The organism is Sphingobium sp. IP1 (assembly GCF_002708645.1).
GTDB classification, from domain to species: domain Bacteria; phylum Pseudomonadota; class Alphaproteobacteria; order Sphingomonadales; family Sphingomonadaceae; genus Sphingobium; species Sphingobium yanoikuyae.
Map to the genome: position 1 here is coordinate 62438 of NZ_NOIW01000002.1, position 18160 is coordinate 80597.

An 18160-nucleotide genomic window follows, 5' to 3' on the forward strand; every position below is an offset into this window, starting at 1 on the left:
GCAAGCGCCGACCTATCTCGAGAGAAGCAGCGGGATGCGCACGTCCTGCAGCAGTTGCCTCGTCACGCCGCCCAGGAAGATATCCCGTACGCGCGAATGTGCGAATGCGCCGATCGCGAGTAGGTCAGCGCCGGACGAACTCGTAAATTCCTCGAGCGCGTCCGACACGGTCCGGCCGACGGAGCTTTGTTGATGCACCTCCACGTCGAAGCCATGGCGCGCGAGATGACGTGCGATATCGGTGCCGGGTGAGGCGCCATGCCCTGTCTCGCTGGGTTGGGCGTCGACCGCGACGATATCGATATGTGCGCCGGGGTCGAGTACCGGCAGCAGATCCCTTGCGGCGCGGCGGGCTTCCGGCGACGCATCCCAGCCCAGAACCGCATGGCGAACCCGTTCGAGCTGGCTGTCATCGGGGAGGATGAGGATCGGGCCCGTGGACGACATCAGTGCGGCCTCGACGCTGCGGCGTCGCAATTTTGGGTTTTCGAAGGCAGATGGCCCTCCAACCAGCAGCATGTCGGCATAGCGACCTTCGACGCTCGCCGCGCCGTTCAGATAGGCTGGCGCGTCGGTTACCGCGCGCACTTCGACCGCGATGGGGGCATGCTCGACCAGTGCCTTGACCGTGGCGATCCTGCGCGACTGCTCGGCCTCAATTTCTTCGAAGACGCCCGCATAGGCTTCATAGGGTGGCAGGATCGCGGGGTCCCAGAAAATGTCGGTCAGCAAGGTGATCGCGAAATGGGCGTCCTGTGCCTTGGCGAAGCCGATCGCGTGCTGCACGAATGCTGCGCTCTTGTCGCCATTGTCCACGATTGCGACGAGATCCTTGAGCATCGATCACCTCCTTGCCTGTGCGAGGGACCCTAAAAGACAGGCAGACGCGACACACTTGGGGAATCCCCGTAGTTTTCTGTGGAGCTTCCAACGCTGCTGGCAATGGCTTCGCAGTTCTGTGTCTTCTCGCACGCCTCGACACGCCTCGACACGCCTCACACAGGCCTCCATCTGGCGGGGCGGAGGGTGACGCGCCCAACGCAACCCATTATGGCGCGCCCTACGGCCCTTACTCCATGGCGAGCAATGACCATCACTCCTGACAAGGGCTGTCCCTCAGAGCCCTTGTCAGGAGACCAGCTTTGCCCTGCCGGCTAGCCATAGCCGTGATGTCTTTCAGAAGGGCAGTGGCACATCGATCAGCAAAAGCGGAAGCATGAGCAACGCTGCCGCCATGCTGAGCAGGAGCGGGCGTGCCGCGGGAAAGCCGCGACGCCACCCTGCGATCCCGATGGCGATACCTGCCTTCAAGGCCGTATTGAGGAGAACCGGTGCCGCCAGGATCAAGCCTGCCGTGAGTGGCGCAAGACTGCCTGGCGGCAGACCACCCATGGTGATGATGGCGGAATCGACGTCCACCATCCCGGAAATGGCGAGCACTGTCGCCAGGCCGACATCGCCGAAGTGCGTAAGGACCCAGCGAGCGAAGACGGAGAGGATCATGACCAGAGCCACGAGGATCAGCGCTGGTCCAAGATCGAACGGGTTTCGAAGCGCGATCTGCTCCTCATGGGTCTGCTGCTGCCCGGCCACCTTACGCAACGACCACCAGGCGGCAATCAGGCTGATCAGTGCCGCGGGTCCGATGATCAAGGTGAGTGACCTCAGCGCAATAGGCGCGATGGCTGCGACCATCAGCAGAACGCGCACGAACATCACCGCAGAGGAGGCCGCGATCCCCGCAATCAATATGCCGGGCGCTTCATCGTTTGCGCGAAGACGGGTCGCAAGCGAAGCCGTGACCGCCGTCGATGACACCATGGCCCCGGCGGCGGCCGTAGCGATCGTGCCTCGTGATGGTCCCAGCCTCTTCGACGCAACATAGCCCATGAAGGAGAGACCGGAGACAAGAACGACCATCGTCCAGAGCTGGTGCGGGCTCCACGCATCATAGGGACCCATCGCGCGGTCGGGGAGAAGGGGCAGGATGGCGAGCGCGATCAGGGCAAAACGCGCTATGGCCTGGACTTCGATCTCGCTGAGGCGGCCGAGCCATCCATGCAACTGATGCCGCAGCGACAAGACCAGCGTCACAACCGCAGCTGTGACGCTGGCTACGACCGGTTGGCCGATCGTCGTGAGCAACCCTATGCAGAGGGTGAGCAGCATGACGATGGCCATCGTTGCGCTGACATCCGGCGCATTTGCGAGGGACTGCCGATATCCGATCACTACCAACGCCGCCACTGCGGCGACCAATATGCTTGCGAGAGCGATATGAACTGTGGAGCCGATCAGCCCTGCCAGGCCGCCCGCGAGAGCGATCAGCCCAAAAGTGCGAATCCCTGCAATGCGGGAGCCTGCCTCCGCTTCGCGATGGGCCCATCCGCGCTCGACACCGATCAGCAGCCCGAGCGCGAGCGCGAGGCCGAGATACTCGAGTTGCAACATGGCGTTGATGGGCTGAGCCGTCACGTAATCAGCCATCCAGGGCGCAATAGCTGCAGCCATTGAGTCGGCGCGCGCTGCCTGCGGTTCATAGGGTTTGAGCGTCCCAGTTCGATAACACCTGCGAACCTGTCATTCTCGATGCTCCGGTCGTTTTTCGAAGGTGACAATAGGGGAGGGCGGCGCCGACCCGAATAAGCAATGCTACGCGGTCATCCCTCCGGGCTGCAGCGGGGATGACCGTCTCGGGAGAAAGGCTTGGGCGCGCTGCCGACATAGGAACGTTACGTAGGGACGCGCGTCATCATACGGACACATATTGGAAACGATGAAGGACAATTCGGCACGTGCGAGGATGCAAGAAATGACCGCTCCGGCGCCACCAGCCCGTCCCAGGATCGTCCTGGTCGACGACGACGTCATGGTCCGCCGATCGTGCCAGCTGACCCTGCAGGGTTGCGGCTATGATGTTCGTGCGCATTCCAGTCCGGTTCAGGCACTGGTGGATCCCGCAATCCACGAAGCGCTCTGCCTGATCACGGAGTTTCGCATGGTCGGCATGGATGGGGTCACGTTGGTACGTCGCTTGCGGGCCAATGGCTGGACGAGCCCGGCCATTTTGGTCACCGCGCACCGCGCCGCCTATGTCGCCGCGGCACAGGGCGACGAGATCTTTGTGGAAGTCCTGGAGAAGCCCTTGCCCGAGAGGCGCCTTATCGCTTCGGTCGATCGCGCGACGGGGCGCGTGTGAAAGCAAGGCCGCACGCACCCGGCTTAAGTATTATCACCAAATGATAGCGCCGTGAATTTCGGGAAGGATCGCCTTTCGGAAGCAGGAAAGGCGAAACAGATGCTGAAGGACATATTGGCGTTCGTGGACACTGGCGAGGCTGACGAGCAGTTTTTGAAGGATGCGCTCGCCTTCGCCCGCTTCCATGACGCGCACCTTAGCATCGCGATCATGTCGGCCATTCCAACGCCCGATTACGCTTTGGCATATGCCCCGCCTTACATCGCCCTGACCGATTTCCTCAAGGCGTCAGAGGAAAAGCAGGAGAGGGTGGCCAAACTGGTCGCGCGTGACGGCGTGGAAGTGCGGATCCTGAGCGATGATCCGGCCGTGTTGCTCGACAAGGCGCCGGTTCAGGCGCGCTATGCGGACCTCATCCTGTTCGGTCCGGCGGCAGCCTATACGAGCCAGCGTCTGCGCCGACGCTTGCTGGAAAATGTAGCCCTGTCCTCCGGTCGGCCGGTGATCGTGTTGCCGGATGGCTGGCAGCCGAAGGTCTTCGAACATCTCGTTCTCGGATGGAACGCGACGGCGGAGGCGACGCGGGCCCTGGCCGAGGCGCGCCTGGTTGCCGTTCCGGGGGCAAGGATCGAGGTCGTGACCGTGGATGCCGATGCTTCGACGAAGGGGCATGGGTCCGATCCTGGCGCCGATATCGCGCGCAACCTCAGCCGCCATGGCTATGCGGTGACTGTGCATGCGCTGGCGTCCGAAGGCCGCTCGCAGGCCGAGATATTGACCGAAGTGGCCCGTAGCCAGCGGGCCGATCTACTGGTCCTCGGTGCTGCGGCGCATTCCCGCCTGCGAGAACTTTTCCTCGGTGGTGTCACGCATGACCTTCTCGAAGGAACCTATGTGCCAATCCTCTTCGGTCACTAAAGCGCCCGCTCGTGGCAAGAAACATGGAGATGCTGACAGTTCCGTGGATCGAACGGGCGGCCTCATTCCTGTACCATGATTTTTGCGACGGTCGGGCGACGCCTGTGCCGGCATGAACAGAAAGCGCGGAGCCGGTGATGAAAGCGGCTTCCTCGGTTGTGTTAAGGAAGTCGTGCCATGTGATCTCATCCGGAGATTCAAATCGCCCAATCGGCCTTCCGGCTCACCTCTGGCCAGGCGTCCGCGTGAAACTACACAGACCATGTTCGTAGCATTTACCCTCGTGTCATGGCGTTGATTATCACGCAAAAGCGAGACGCCTCGAGCGGCGATGCCTTGCTAACCCGATCATATTCGCACGTGTCGCACCGAAAACAGTTTCCTTGCTTAGCCGCTCGGGGCAACAGATTTCCTTGCGCGGTGCTTTTTGTCGCGGATGGCTCTGTTGGGCGGTGGCATTCCAGCCTAGCTTTGGCCGACAACGATTGCCGCAATGGGAAACGAACCGGTTGAAACGTTTACGGCTGATACTTCATGGAAAAGCTGCGCAGGACGAGCGAGTGCGCGCGACTGTTCGGTCCGTTCGGGAAGATGGCCATCAGATAAGTGTGCGCGTAACCTGGGAGGCCGGAGATGCCGCGCGTTTCACGCGGGAGGCTGTGGCGGAGGCGGCGCGGGGCGAGATCGATTGCATCGTCGCGGGCGGCGGTGACGGGACTGTCGATGAGGTTTTTGTCACCGCGCACCAGTACCGGCATTTCGGGAACTGTTCCTTCGGCATATTGCCGCTTGGCACGGCCAATGATTTCGCCCGGTCCGTCGGACTTCGGGTCGACGATCTGACCGCGTGTCTTCGTATGATCATCGATGAGCCCGCCAGTCGCATCGACCTTGGACTGTTGAACGGGCGCCCTTTCGTCAACATCATCACGGGAGGGTTCGGTGCCCGCGTAACGGCTGAGACAGACCCGGCATTGAAAAAGGCGCTAGGGAGCCTGGCCTATCTCCTGACCGGCGTCAGCCGCGCCCGCGAGTTCCAGCCATGCCGGGGTCGTTTTCGGGCTGAGGGCTTTGCTTGGGAGGGGATGTTTCTGGCACTGGCCATTGGGAATGGCCGCCAGGCCGGCGGCGGCATTCCGCTTTGCCCGGACGCGCTGATCGATGATGGCCTGCTCGACCTGCTTATCGTGCCAAAGATCGATCTCACCGCCGGTCGCGAGGCCATGACGGTTCGCGCGCGAAGCTCCTGGATCGAGTTCGAAGCTGATGAAGACGTCAATGTCAGCATCGATGGCGAACCCGATCAGGTGCGAGGCTTTCGGGCCGAATGCCGGTCGAGGGCGCTGCCAGTGCATCTTGGCCATGATTTGCTGCTGACCGGCCGCAGATAGAGCGGCGTCCGATCCGATCGCACTGCCGACCGGGATCATATTCGCCGGCCGGCACCGTTGGTGGCAAACCACTGGGCCTGCCGTATCGGCGTCGAGGATGGCGGTTTAGAATGACATCGTCGAATGTGCTCCGGCAAGGCCCAAGGCCTGATGCGCCGTGTTCCGCGCGCTCAGGATATATGAGCGGCCGGGGCGGGCGCCGCCGGCGCCGTCTCACATCCTCCCATACGCGCGCAGAAACGCTTCTGCGTGTCGGCGAAGACGCCCGGCACGACATCGGCAATCGCCTGGGCAAGGGCAGGGCGCATGAGGATGCGGCCCTTCTCGAGCCATGCACGACCGGCGCTGCTTTCGTAGAAGGCGTTGATGCCGTTCAATTCGTCGACGGTGAAGGCCGCCGCGCAACTCTCCTTCATCCGCGCCAGGACGGGCGCCTTCGCTGCTCTCATCGCCTCGGCGAAGGAGTCCCTGTAGGCTTCGACCGCCTTGGGATCATCTGGAAAGGTGGCGGTCAGATCCTTGAAGGATGCTTCGAGCGCGCTTTGAATATTCTGATCCATTTCCTGCTCGAGGCCCGACAGGGCGACCGAGCGCGCGCACAGGGTCTGGCGTTGCGTCAGGTCGGATCGTTCGGAAGCGGCTTGCGCTGCGGCTGCCGGTGCTGGACAGAGCTGGAGCAATGCCGTTGCGGCAAGGATGCTGGTGGCTCGTGCAAGGCGGCTCGGCGTGGATGCGGCTGTTCGTTGGTTCATCAATTCCCTCCTTCGGCGTGGGATGGCGTGCCGCTCAAAGGCTCGGCCAGAGGCTCGCCGCGGCGAGAAACAGGTTGATAGTGGAGGGCATATATCGGCTCAAAATGGGCGACGAGCGCGCTTCTTCCGGCGCTGCTTGCGCGATCCGCCGAAGATCGTCAGGTGCGGCGCGTAGAGCCCGACAATGCAGGAGAGCGCGAGAAAAACCAGCGCCACTACCATCGCGATGACCCAGAATCTGGGATCTTCGCGTGAAACGAACCAACCCGCCACGATGGCCGGAATGGCCAGAAGCAGTCTTGCCAGCCAGGCCACGATCAATCTCCCTTGCTTGCGTTCGAGCATTGAAGCCAGGGCGATAACGCGGACCGAACCTGGAATCGTATAAGTAATGATACTGCCTCTCCCGTGACCCTGCGAAGTGTCTGGTCGTCACAATGGGTTATCGTTGGAGGACGGGGCGATGTCCCGCGCTTCGCAGATGGAGCGCAAGCAGCACGAGAAACAAACCCCGGGCGAAGAAGCTGAAGCCAATTGCCATCAATGCGCTGGAGGGGCCCGCCAAAAGCAGGCCAAGGCCAGCTATGGTGTTGAAGAGGCCCATGATCGCGACCCATCCGCGTTGATGTACCGAACGGGTGGCGGTGATAATCTCCAGCATGCCAAAGAAGAGCAGCAAGATTGCGACCATCCAGACGAGTGGGACGGACTCCCGGAATGGCTCGACAAGCACGAGCGACCCAAGAAGCGCACAGAGTGAGCCGAAGATGACGTCCAGCCAATTGCTTTGCGATCCCGTGGCGGGAAAGGCCGTGGCAGCCGCCCCGGCACCGCCGGCGATCAGAATCATGCCAGTGAAGCTACTGCCGAGGAATTCCGCCACGCCCGGTTGGGCCAGGGCGAATGCGCCGACGATGACGAGTAGCAGCCCCGAGGCGAACGATCGGGTCCAGTCGTTGATCGCACCGCGGTGCGCCGGGTCATCCGGTGTAAGCGCTGCCAGACGCGTGTCACCCGACATTCACTGGCTCCTGCCGGCTGCAACGGGCGGTCGCGTCTGAGCGGTGCCGACCGACCAGCCGACGATCTCCATCGAGACCCGGCCGACGGCTTTGTCGAAGGCTGCCACAATTGCTGCTTTTGTGTTGAGCGTGGCCGCTTCCTCGGCAGAAATCCGACGTCTTTCGAGGATCTGCCGGGTCATCGGATCGAGCAGTTCCGCGATTGCCGACACCAGAATGACGGGCGGTGTGTCTGTCTGGACGTCACGTCCATATCGCGCTTCGAAACGATCGACGTCGAGGCGCAGGACAAGCGCGTCGGCCGATCCTTCTCGCAGCGTGCGGAGACGAACATGGGGGGACTGCGTCGCGAACTGGCGTGCCAGGGCTTGGCTGAAGAGATCCGGGGCAGGGGCGGCCCAGCGGGCATCCTTGATGTACAGAACGCTGTCGCCGCGCGCGGTCAGGATCCGGTCACCCTCGATCTCGGGGGCAAATCTGATGCGTGCCAGCGAGAGGGTGACAGGGGCGGCGTTGGCAGTCCCGGCCTGCGCGTCCTCCCGCTCGGGCACACCGAAACGAAACAGGTTGTCAGGCTTGCCGCTGCCCAGCATGGCGCCGCATGCGGCCAGGGGCATGAGTAGCGCCAAAGCGCAATATCCGCGCCCATGTCGGTTCTTTTTCATTGGGGCAACTCCAGTTCTTTGCCGCTATCCTTGCCGATCGCCTGTCGCGGGTTCTGGCGGATCTGCCGGACCAGCGCGTCGAGCGATTCGGCCGTTTCCTGCAGGCTTTGCATGGTGGCGTTGACGGTCGGCAGCGTTCGCGTGCCGATGGTGTCGGTCTGGCGGCCGATATCGGCGATGGTGAGCCTTGCCTCGGCAATGGCGGCCTTAAGCTCTCTGGCCGCACCGGAAACCTCGGCCACCGCATTGCGGCCATCACCATCGACAATCCCCCGCGCGGAAGCGGCTGTGCGTTCGATGTCGTCGGCAGCACGATCGAGCTTGGCCAAGGTAGACGCTGCATGGCCGAACATGCCTCGGTTGGCGGAAAGTTCGTGCGTGGTGAGCTTGAGATCATGGACCATCGCACCGATCGCATCGATGTTCCGGTCGGAGAGAAGTCTGTTCACCCGCTGCAGCGCTTCCCCTGCATTCTGGACGACCTGCCCTCCGCCCTGGAGAAGGGACGATAGCGCGTTCGGCTTGCTCTGAATGACCGGGCGCCGCTTCTGGCTTGCCTTGCGCAGCAGGGGCTTTGTTGGCGTTCCCGCGCTGATCTGGACGATCGAGACACCCGATATGCCCTGTGTCTCGGTCGATGCGAGGGAATCGGTCCTGACCGGCGTGCCGCGCGTCAGAATGATGTCGGTCACCACCCTGTTCGGATCCTCTTCATCCAGGCGGATACGTTCGATCTGGCCGACCTTGATGCCGTTGAACTGCACCTCCGCGCCGACGCTCAGCCCGCGCACCGGACCGTGGAAGATAATCCGGTAGGGATCGTCGGATCCGCCGAAGCGGCTGCCACCGAGCCAGACGACAAAAACGATCGCGGCTACCAGCAGCGCGGTCGAGATGATGCCCACAAGGGCATAGCTTGCATGCCGTTCCATCAACGATCTTTCTTGGCGTCATGCGCCGCGCGGCCGCGCGGCCCCAGAAAATAGCGGCGGATCCAGGGGTGATCGGATCGTTCGAGATCAGCGACCGGCGCAACTGCAACCACTTTCCGATCGGCAAGGACGGCGACGCGGTCGCAAATCGCATAGAGCGTGTCGAGATCGTGCGTGATGATGAATACGGTGAGGCCCAGCGCATCGCGCAGCGTGCGAATGAGTTCGTCGAACTCGTTGGCGCCGATCGGATCGAGCCCTGCCGTCGGCTCATCGAGGAACAGGATCGCCGGGTCGAGCGCGAGGGCACGCGCGACGCCGGCGCGCTTGCGCATCCCGCCGGAAAGCTCGGACGGTCTGAGCGCCCCGGCGCCGGGCGGCAGTCCCGCCAGCCTGATCTTGAGACGGGCGATGTCCGCGGCGATGGGCAGGGACAGGCCGCTATGCTCGAGGAGCGGCGCCTCCACATTTTCCTGGACGGTCAGGAACGAGAACAGCGCGCCCTGCTGGAACATGACGCCGACGTGGCGGCCAACCCAGGCCTGGGCATCTTCGTCCTCGATGTTCCGTCCGAGAATTTCTACCGTGCCGCCATCGGGCTGCTTGAGCCCGAGGATGGTGTTGAGCAACACGGATTTGCCCGAGCCCGAGCCGCCGACCACGCCCAGTATCTCGCCGCTGCGGACCTCGAGATCGAGATCCTCGTGGATGACCTTGGGTCCGAACGCCGTGCGCAGACCCCTGACGCGGATTGGCGGGGCGTCGGTGCCGGGGCCGCTCACAGATCGAGAACCATGAAGATGACCGCGAAGATCGCGTCGAACATGATGATCATGAAGATCGACTGGACGACGGCGGACGTGACCTGTCGGCCAAGGCTCTGGACATCGCCTCCGACCATCAGGCCGTGGCGGCACCCTGCGGCGGCGATGACGATCCCCAGGAACGGCGCCTTGCTCATGCCGGTCCAGAAATGGTTGATGCTGACCGTCTCGAGCGTGCGCTGGAGGAAGAACAGAGGCGCGATGTCGATCGTCACCCAGCTGACCAGCAGGCCACCGAGGATTCCGCCGATATCGGCGAAAAAGGTCAGAAGCGGCATCATCAGGATCGCGGCAAGCACCCGCGGAACGACGAGCGCGTCGAACCGGTCGATGCTCATGACCTGCATCGCATCGGTTTCCTGGTTCATGCGCATGGAGCCCAGCTGTGCGGCAAAGGCGGAGGCGGAGCGTCCGGCAAGCAGGATGGCGGCGATGACCACGCCAAATTCGCGCAGGATCGCAACGCCGACCAGTTGCACCGTGAAGACCTCGACGCCAAGGCTGGTGAGCAGATTGGTGCCGACCAGCGCAATGATGGCGCCGATGAAGAAGGTCATGATGAACACGATCGGCAGCGCATTGACGCCCGCGTCCTGCATCATGGCGACGGTCGGGGTCAGGCGCAGACGGCGGGGATGAAAGAGCGTCCTTGCCGCCGCGACAATCAGTTGGCCGGAAAAGACCTGCATCGCATAGGCGTCTGCGCCGAGCGAAACGATCTGCCGCCCGAAACGCTCGAAGAATGCGAACAGGCCCTTTTTGCCGGTGGGCGCAGGGGGTTCGTCTTCCAGCGCAGACCCGACCATTTCGGTCAGACGCTTCAAATCGTCACGTCCTGACGCAGAGAAATCATGACCCGCGTTCATGCTGCGGAGCAGGACGAGCGTCCCGGCGGTGTCGATATGACCGAGCCGGGTGACGTCGATCCGTTCGGAGCGCGTTTCCCCCAGCGCCGCCTGGAGCCGCTCGGCCAGGTCGCCCATGGCCAGCGCGGTCCAGTCGCCGATAGCGTGGAGTGCGGGACCCTCGCCCGCGTCTTCGATGCGAAAGTCTGCCGCGCTCATCGCACGAGGGCCACCCCGATGCGCAGGCGGCTCATGCGGCGATTATAGTCGAGCAGATTCTCGCCATAGCCGACGAAGCTCTGGCCGAAGAGATAGAAGTCGGGGCCACCACCAAGGATCCGCCGCAGCGGATAGGAGATGTCGGCGCTGACCGCGCCCTTGCCGCTGCGAAAGTCGAACCGGGTGGAGGTGGAGAGGCGCAGTCCTTTATCCTCCCCGACCTCCATAAACAGACCTGTGTTGCCGCGATAACGACGAATGTCGGGATTGTCCGACTTGTCGCCGACGAACAGGGACAAGCGCGGCGCGATCGACAGCCGATAATCGCCGCCTAGCGGAATTGCTGCCATCGGCGCCACATAGATACTGTTGATGCTCCGTGAGGCATCGCCATCCCTGCCATTCGATTCGTGCCGGATGCCGCCCTGGGCGCTGAGCGATATGCCGTTCGCCAGCGTCGCCGAGGGCGTCAGGTAGAAAAGCTCGGGCTGAAAGTCGATGTTCCGGAAAGGCGAGGAATGCGCGCCCAGATCCCAGAACATGCGCTGCGTGTAGCCGAAATGCAGCCCGTCGCGCCAGGAACGTGGCAACCCTTCGGCGCGCCTGCTTCCGAACAACTGATATTTGAAGCTGAACTGGATGCGGGCTTCGCTATTGGTGTCGGGTCCGTAGACGGCATAGATGGGCTCATAGGCCGACAGGTTGGCGACGAACGCGTTGCCGGCGGAGCGGTCGGATGGCGGCGGCGCTGCCCTCGGCGCGTCGACCCGGTCCTCGCGCGGCGTCGGATCTGCCGCCGCCGATACCGGAAGGGCGGACAGCGGCCGCAAGGCAATGGCGATCTTCCGCGGCGTCCATGCAGGGATCGAGATATCCGCGGCGTCGAGGGTTTCGTCGAATGCGGCGGCGGTCCGATAGCGCGCCCGCATAAAACCGCCAGCGGGAACGGTCAGGCTGTCCGGGAGATCGGTCGCGCGATCGAGCCACACGCGATCCGTTCGACCTTCCCGTTCGACGACGGCTTCGATGCGGTCGGGCAGGGCGAATGCCTGCGGTTCGTCACCATCGTTCAACAGTCGCAGATCGACCCAGACGGCGCCATCGTCATCCCTTTCGCCTGCGTCGCGAATGAGGACGTCGATTGATGGGGCGGCATGCGCCGGCGCGGCAACAGCCAAGATTGCGGCTGCCATCGTCCATTGGGGGGCGGAGAGCGTCATGCGATCAGATGCTGCCCGCCGTCGACCGGAATGATCGTACCCGTGATCCGCTTCGCTGCATCGCTGACGAGGAAGGCCGCGAGTGCGCCGACATCTTCCACATCGACTGGCCGGCCGCCGGGAACCTCCGAGGCTGCGCGCTCGAGCAACGCGTCGAAACGTTCGATGCCGCTGGCCGCGCGCGTCGCGATCGGCCCTGGGGATATGGCATGGGCGCGTATGCCTCTGGGACCGAGTTCGGCCGCGACATAGCGTGTGGCACTTTCGAGTGCGGCCTTGACCGGCCCCATCAGATTATAATGTTCGACCACGCGCTCGGAACCGTAAAAGGTGACGCAGAGAAGGCAGCCGCCGTCGACCATCAGCGGTTCTGCGAACTTCGCCATGCGCAGGAAGCTGTGGCAGGAGACATCCATCGCCACGGCAAAGCCCTCGGCCGAAGAATCGACGACCCTGCCGTGCAGATCTTCCTTCGGCGCAAAGGCGATGGAATGGAGCAGGAAATCAAGGCCGCCCCATTTGCGCTTCACCTCGTCGAACAGTGCCTCGAGCTGCCCCGGCTCGCGGACGTCGCACGGCGCGAGCCATTCCGCGCCGAGGCGCTGTGCGACAGGCTCGACCCAGCCTTTCGCCTTCTCGTTGAGATAGGTCGCCGCAAGCCGCGCGCCGCATTGCGCGAAGGCCGCGGCACAACCCGCGGCAATGCTCTGTTCGTTCGCGATGCCGACCACCAGGCCGCGCTTGCCTTCCAGATCCACGAGCGGCTTCATTCTGCTTTCTCCACGATCTTGAGGGTATGCAGCGCGATCATGCGCTCCTCGTCGGTCGCAATGACATAGGCTTTGACCTTGCTGTCAGGCAGGCTGATCAATGGCCCGTTGCCGGCATTGGCGATCTCGTCGATCTCCACCCCCAGCCATTCGAGCCGGCGGCAAATGCGGCTGCGCATGGCGGCATCATTCTCGCCGATCCCGGCGGTGAAGACGATCCCGTCCAGCCCGCCGAGCGAGGACGCAAGTGCGCCGGCCTCCCTGCCGGCCCTCCAGGCGAACAGCGCCATCGCCTCTTCCGCTTCTGCTGTGCCGGCTTCGGCGAGCGTCCGCATGTCACTCGACAGGCCCGATACGCCGAGCAGCCCGGATCTCTTGTAGAGCAGCTCCTCGACCTGGGCGGTGCTCATGCCCATCCGGCTCTGCAGATGCAGCACGGCGCCTGGATCGAGGCTGCCGCAGCGCGTGCCCATCATCAGCCCGTCGAGCGCCGTAAACCCCATGGTGGTGTCGATGCTTCGCCCGGCGTCCATGGCGCACAGGCTGGCGCCATTGCCCAGATGCGCGGCGATGACCCGCCCCGATGCAAGCGCGGGGTCGATCTCGGCCAACCGCCCGGCAATATATTCATAGGACAGGCCGTGAAAGCCATAACGGCGCACGCCCTGATCGTGCAGCGCGCGCGGGATCGCGAGGCGCGTGGCGAGGGCGGGTTTGTCGTGGTGGAAGGCGGTGTCGAAGCAGGCCACCTGCGGCAGACCGGGGGAGAGCGCCGCGATGGCGCGGATCGCGGCGAGGTTATGAGGTTGATGGAGCGGCGCAAGCGGGCAGAGGGCCTCCAGCGCGTCGAGCAGATCCGGTTCGATCAGCCTGGGCGCGGCGAATTCGGTGCCGCCATGCACGACCCGATGCCCGATCGCGATGATTTCCCGGTCCTCCAGCGGATGCTCGGCGGCCCAGGCGAAAAGGTCGGCCAGCAGATCGGCGTGGCTGAGCGATGCGCCGTCCGACCAGCCGCGTTCGAGCAGGACCGTGCCATCGACCGACCTGGCCTTCAGGCTCGGCGCGATGCCGATCCTCTCGATCTTGCCGCCCGCCGAGAACTGCAACGCTCCTTGCGTATCGAGGACGAACAGCGAGAATTTGATGCTGGAGGACCCCGAATTGAGGCTGACAACCGCCTTCATGCCCGCGCGCTTTCAGGAAGACCTGGCGCTGCCTTGGTCGCCGCCCGCGCCATCAGCACCGCCACGGCGCAGGAGGCGAGGCGCGTGCGCAGGCTGTCGGCGCGGCTCGTCAGGATGATCGGCACGCGCGCGCCCAGTACGATGCCCGCCGCGTCCGCGCCGCCAAGGAAGGTGAGCTGCTTGGCGAGCATGTTGCCCGCTTCGAGATTGGGGACGACAAGAATTTCGGCTTTGCCGGCGACCGGGGAGACGATCCCCTTCTCGCTCGCCGCTGCCGCGCTGATCGCGTTGTCGAAGGCGAGGGGCCCGTCGAGCAGGCCGCCGGTGATCTGACCGCGATCGGCCATCTTGCACAGGGCGGCCGCCTCGAGCGTGGAGGGCATGTCGGGATTGACGGTCTCGACCGCTGCCAGAATCGCGACTTTGGGTTCTTCGATGCCGATCACATGGGCAAGGTCGATCGCGTTGCGGATGATGTCGGCCTTTTCGACGAGGGTCGGCGCGATGTTGATCGCGGCGTCGGTGATGATGAGCGGCGTCGGATGGTCGGGCACGTCCATCACATAGGCGTGGCTTATCCTGCGCTCGGTCCTGAGGCCCGTTGCGGACGGAACCACCGCGCCCATCAGTTCGTCGGTATGCAGCGAGCCTTTCATGAGCAGCCTTGCTTCGCCCGAACGGATCAGCGCGACGGCTTTTGCCGCCGCGTCATGGCTGTGATCGGCATCGATCAGGCGGAAGCCCGCGATATCCTTGCCTGCTTCCTGCGCCGCCTTTCGGATCCTGGCTTCAGGCCCGACAAGGATGGGCGTGATCAGCTTTGCGTCGGCCGCCTCGACCACCGCCGAAATGGCAGCCGGGCTGCAGGGATGGGCAACAGCGGTGCTCTCGGGCGTGCCGCTCGATGTCAGCTCGATCAGGCGCCGATAGCCGTCATGATCGCGAAGCTGTACCTCGGGGAGAGCCGCGCGAGGGCGACGCACCTTCTCGGTCGGCGCCTTCACCTCGGCCTGGCCTGAGATCACGACGTCCCCGTCCTGATTGGTGCAGCGGCAGTCGAACAGCACGATGCGATGCTCCGGCCGCTTCTCCGCGACCGTCACCGAGGCCGTGATAGTGTCGCCCAAACCCACCGGACGCGTGAAACGCAGCGACTGGCTGAGATAGATCGCGCCCGGTCCCGGCAGTTCGGTGCCCAGCACGGCGGAGATCAGCCCGCCGCCCCACATGCCATGCGCGATGACCCGCCGGAACAGGTCCGTCGCCGCATAGTCGGCGTCGAGATGGGCCGGATTGACGTCGCCCGACACGAGCGCGAAGAGCTGGATGTCGCGCTCACCCAGGGTGCGCACGATGCTCGCCGTCTCGCCGACCTCGATTTCGTCGAAGGTTCGATTCTCGATCATGTTCTGGTCGCTCATCGTTCAGCGCTCCAGAACATAGTGACCGGGCGCATCCGCGATCGGGGCATAGCCCTTGTCGGGGGCGCCCAGCGGCGGGGGCGCAACCGGGGCTCCCGAATGGCGGGCCAGCCATTCACCCCATTCGATCCACCAGCTACCCTTCTTTGGTTCGGCGCGATCTTCCCACTCTTCCGGATCAAAGGAGAGACCTTCCGCCTGCCTAGTCAACACCTTGAAGCGGCGGCCTTTATGGCCGGGCTCGGAGACGATGCCGGCATTGTGGCCGCCGCTGGTCAGCACGAACGTGATCTCCGCATCGGTCAATAGGTGGATCTTGTGAACCGAGTGCCAGGGCGCGACATGGTCGCGCTCGGTGCCGACCACGAACAGGGGCTTGCGGATCGCGGAGAGGGCGACAGTCTTGCCGTCGGCCCTGTACTTGCCTTCGGCAAGATCGTCGTCGAGATAGAGGCGCCGCAGATACTGGCTGTGCATGGCGTAGGGCATGCGTGTGCCGTCGGCGTTCCACGCCATGAGGTCGTTCAGCGATTCGCGCTCACCCATGAGATAGGTGCCGAGCACGCGCGACCAGACGAGGTCGTTCGACCTCAATATCTGGAATGCGCCGCCCATCTGACTGCCATCGAGATAGCCGCGGCTCCACATCATCTTCTCGAGCAGGTTGAGCTGTCCCTCGTCGATGAAGAGGCCAAGCTCGCCCGGCTCGCTGAACTCGGTCTGGGTTGCCAGCAGCGTGGCGCTGGCGATGCGCTCGTCGCCGTCGCGCGCCATCGCGGCGAGCGCGATCGAGAGCAGGGTGCCGCCGATGCAGTAACCGACAGCATGGACAGACTTGGCGCCGGTGATGGCCGTCACCGCGTCGAGCGCCGCCATCGGCCCCATCAGCCGGTAATTCTCCATGTCGAGATCGCGGTCCTGCGTCCCCGGATTGTGCCAGGAGATCATGAACACGGTATAGCCCTGGCTGGTCAGCCAGTTGACCATCGAGTTTTCGGGCGAGAGGTCGAGAATATAATATTTCATGATCCAGGCCGGGACGATCAGGATCGGTTCCGGGCGCACCTGATCGGTCGTCGGTTCATATTGGATCAGCTCGATGAGCCGGTTGCGGTAGACGACCTTGCCCCTGGCCGTCGCTACGGTGTCGCCGACCCGGAAATCCTCGACGCCGACGGGAGGCAGGCCGCGCACCAGATGCTCGATGTCCTCCATGAGGTGCTGAAAGCCATCGACGAGGCACTTGCCGCCGGTTTCGATGATCCGCTGCTGAAGCAGGGGATTGGTCGCCAGAAAATTGGTCGGCGCGACCATGTCGAGCATCTGCCGCGCGGTGAACCGGACCATATCCTCATAATGGCCGTTGACGCCGCCCACGCCCGTCGTCGCGGCATGCCACCATTGCTGATGGAGCAGGAAAGCCTGCGAGAGGATGTTGAAAGGCGGATTTCGCCAGGCGGGATCGGAAAAACGGCGGTCCTGCGGCAGCGGCTCGATGGCGAGCGCCGCATCGCTGTCGGCTGCGCTTCGCGCTGCATAGTCGAAGAGGCGCATATGTTTGCGGCCCATCTTCGCGGCCAGCTGCAACTGCTTGCCCGGCGACAGCGCGAGGTGGAGGGCCCAGTTCGAGAAGGCCTCGTACAGGGTCGCGGGCGAGAGGCCGAGGGTCACCTGTGCGATCGCGCCGCCCGCGGCGTTGTCCAGCGTCTGCGCAATCCCGTCGAGCGGGTCGGGCGGCGATGTCGGGGTGTCAGCGCTCATGATGGGTCCTTCTCGTTCGGAACAGGTTCGGGCTACGCTTGTGATAGCCTGGTGATTGTCGAATGACCGCTGGGCCCGACCTTACGGCCCCCTCTCGGCCTTCGGTGGAAGTGCAGAGGCTCACCGGGCGGCATGTCCTGTCGATGGCCGGCGTCACTCCTCGAAATCCTCACCCAGATAGAGCCGCCGCACGTCAGGATCGTGAAGGACAGCTTGCGGCGCCCCGGCGAAGAGCAGCCTGCCGGCATGGATGACATAGGCCCGATCCACCAGTTCGAGCATTTCGTGGACATTGTGATCGGTGATGAGAATGCCCACACCGCGCTCCTTGAGCTGGCGCACCATCGCCTTGATGTCGGCGATCGACATGGGATCGATCCCGGCGAAGGGTTCGTCGAGCAGGATGACCTTCGGGTCGGCCGCCATGGCGCGGGCAATCTCGCAGCGCCGGCGCTCGCCGCCCGAAAGCGCGGGGGCGGGCAAGGCACGCAGCCTTGTGATGCCGAAATCGCCGAGCAGTTCGTCCAGCCTGCGGTCGATGGCGTCCTTGTCGCGCAGGCGCAGTTCGAGCACAGCGCGGATATTCTCCTCGACACTCATACCCCGAAAGATCGAGGCTTCCTGCGGAAGATAACCAAGGCCGCGCTTGCCACGCCCATCCATGGGCAGGGCTGTCACATCCTCGCCGCCGAGCAGGATCTGTCCTCCGTCGAGGCGGTTGATGCCCATGATGCCGTAGAAGCAGACGGTCTTGCCGGCGCCGTTGGGCCCGAGCAGGCCCACCACCTCGCCCGGCGCGACATCGAGCGAGACGCCGTCGAGGACCTTGCGCGATCCGAATGATTTCTCGAGCCGCCTTACCGAGAGCGCAAAGGTGACCGCAGGCCCGGGCCCGGCGCCGCCGCCCGGACGTGCGGCATCGGGATCAGGCGTCTGGCCTGATCCCGACCCACTGTCGAGCGACGGAGCCTCGTCGAACATCCTCAGATCTCCGACGGGGGTGGCGTCACCGCGGGGAGCCTCGTCAGACCGCC

General features: G+C 64.0%; 18 protein-coding genes. 3 read left to right on the forward strand and 15 right to left on the reverse strand.

The window, feature by feature from the left end:
- Positions 1 to 12: 12 nt before the first annotated feature.
- Both CG471_RS01145 and CG471_RS01150 read right to left on the reverse strand, forming a co-directional pair.
- Positions 13 to 840 (reverse strand): universal stress protein, encoded by an 828-nt coding sequence (locus CG471_RS01145; RefSeq protein ID WP_099229993.1) that lies wholly within the window; start codon positions 838 to 840, stop codon positions 13 to 15.
- A 336-nt stretch (positions 841 to 1176) separates the two neighbouring features.
- Entirely contained in the window at positions 1177 to 2487 is a 1311-nt protein-coding gene (locus CG471_RS01150) for an MgtC/SapB family protein (RefSeq protein WP_099229995.1), read from the reverse strand.
- 325 nt (positions 2488 to 2812) lie between these two features.
- On the opposite strand from CG471_RS01150, the gene CG471_RS01155 reads away from it, so the two are divergent.
- The 3 genes from CG471_RS01155 (at position 2813) to yegS (ending at position 5508) form a co-directional block, all read left to right on the forward strand.
- The gene (locus CG471_RS01155; RefSeq protein ID WP_257211380.1) at positions 2813 to 3199 is read left to right on the forward strand and encodes a response regulator; all 387 of its coding nucleotides are present in this window, start codon (positions 2813 to 2815) and stop codon (positions 3197 to 3199) included.
- Between the two features lie 51 nt (positions 3200 to 3250).
- Complete coding sequence (locus CG471_RS01160) at positions 3251 to 4117, forward strand: universal stress protein (protein WP_257211381.1); 867 nt, start codon at positions 3251 to 3253, stop codon at positions 4115 to 4117.
- A gap of 509 nt (positions 4118 to 4626) precedes the next feature.
- Positions 4627 to 5508 (forward strand): lipid kinase YegS, encoded by an 882-nt coding sequence (gene yegS, locus CG471_RS01165; RefSeq protein ID WP_099229999.1) that lies wholly within the window; start codon positions 4627 to 4629, stop codon positions 5506 to 5508.
- A 170-nt stretch (positions 5509 to 5678) separates the two neighbouring features.
- Here yegS and CG471_RS01170 read toward each other — a convergent pair whose 3' ends face one another.
- From CG471_RS01170 to lptB, 13 genes are all read right to left on the reverse strand, one after another.
- Positions 5679 to 6260: a DUF2059 domain-containing protein gene (locus CG471_RS01170; protein ID WP_099230001.1), complete on the reverse strand. Its 582-nt coding sequence runs from the start codon at positions 6258 to 6260 to the stop codon at positions 5679 to 5681.
- A 99-nt stretch (positions 6261 to 6359) separates the two neighbouring features.
- Positions 6360 to 6605, reverse strand: coding sequence for a hypothetical protein (locus CG471_RS01175; protein WP_234893170.1), 246 nt, complete (start codon positions 6603 to 6605; stop codon positions 6360 to 6362).
- A 97-nt stretch (positions 6606 to 6702) separates the two neighbouring features.
- Positions 6703 to 7281, reverse strand: a complete 579-nt coding sequence (locus CG471_RS01180; protein WP_099230003.1) for a DUF308 domain-containing protein — start codon at positions 7279 to 7281, stop codon at positions 6703 to 6705.
- Entirely contained in the window at positions 7282 to 7899 is a 618-nt protein-coding gene (locus CG471_RS01185; protein ID WP_180275587.1) for an ABC-type transport auxiliary lipoprotein family protein, read from the reverse strand.
- Positions 7900 to 7943: 44 nt separating this feature from the next.
- On the reverse strand, positions 7944 to 8879 hold the full coding sequence (locus CG471_RS01190; RefSeq protein WP_099230007.1) for an MlaD family protein: 936 nt from the start codon (positions 8877 to 8879) through the stop codon (positions 7944 to 7946).
- A complete protein-coding gene (locus CG471_RS01195; protein ID WP_099230009.1) occupies positions 8879 to 9661 on the reverse strand; it encodes an ABC transporter ATP-binding protein in 783 nt (260 codons plus the stop codon). The genes CG471_RS01190 and CG471_RS01195 overlap by 1 nt, the downstream gene beginning before the upstream one ends.
- Positions 9658 to 10767, reverse strand: coding sequence for an ABC transporter permease (locus tag CG471_RS01200; RefSeq protein WP_099230011.1), 1110 nt, complete (start codon positions 10765 to 10767; stop codon positions 9658 to 9660). Before CG471_RS01200 ends, CG471_RS01195 begins: the two co-directional genes overlap by 4 nt.
- Positions 10764 to 11987 carry a phospholipase A gene (locus tag CG471_RS01205; protein ID WP_099230013.1) on the reverse strand — a complete coding sequence of 408 codons (1224 nt, stop codon included), beginning with the start codon at positions 11985 to 11987 and terminating at the stop codon, positions 10764 to 10766. Before CG471_RS01205 ends, CG471_RS01200 begins: the two co-directional genes overlap by 4 nt.
- On the reverse strand, positions 11984 to 12757 hold the full coding sequence (gene fabI / locus CG471_RS01210; RefSeq protein ID WP_099230015.1) for an enoyl-ACP reductase FabI: 774 nt from the start codon (positions 12755 to 12757) through the stop codon (positions 11984 to 11986). The genes CG471_RS01205 and fabI overlap by 4 nt, the downstream gene beginning before the upstream one ends.
- Positions 12754 to 13944: an acetate/propionate family kinase gene (locus tag CG471_RS01215; RefSeq protein WP_099230017.1), complete on the reverse strand. Its 1191-nt coding sequence runs from the start codon at positions 13942 to 13944 to the stop codon at positions 12754 to 12756. The genes fabI and CG471_RS01215 overlap by 4 nt, the downstream gene beginning before the upstream one ends.
- Positions 13941 to 15365, reverse strand: coding sequence for a bifunctional enoyl-CoA hydratase/phosphate acetyltransferase (locus CG471_RS01220; RefSeq protein WP_099230019.1), 1425 nt, complete (start codon positions 15363 to 15365; stop codon positions 13941 to 13943). Before CG471_RS01220 ends, CG471_RS01215 begins: the two co-directional genes overlap by 4 nt.
- A gap of 3 nt (positions 15366 to 15368) precedes the next feature.
- Positions 15369 to 17126 (reverse strand): alpha/beta hydrolase, encoded by a 1758-nt coding sequence (locus CG471_RS01225; RefSeq protein WP_099230021.1) that lies wholly within the window; start codon positions 17124 to 17126, stop codon positions 15369 to 15371.
- A 153-nt stretch (positions 17127 to 17279) separates the two neighbouring features.
- Entirely contained in the window at positions 17280 to 18107 is an 828-nt protein-coding gene (gene lptB / locus CG471_RS01230) for an LPS export ABC transporter ATP-binding protein (RefSeq protein ID WP_099230023.1), read from the reverse strand.
- Positions 18108 to 18160 lie beyond the last annotated feature (53 nt).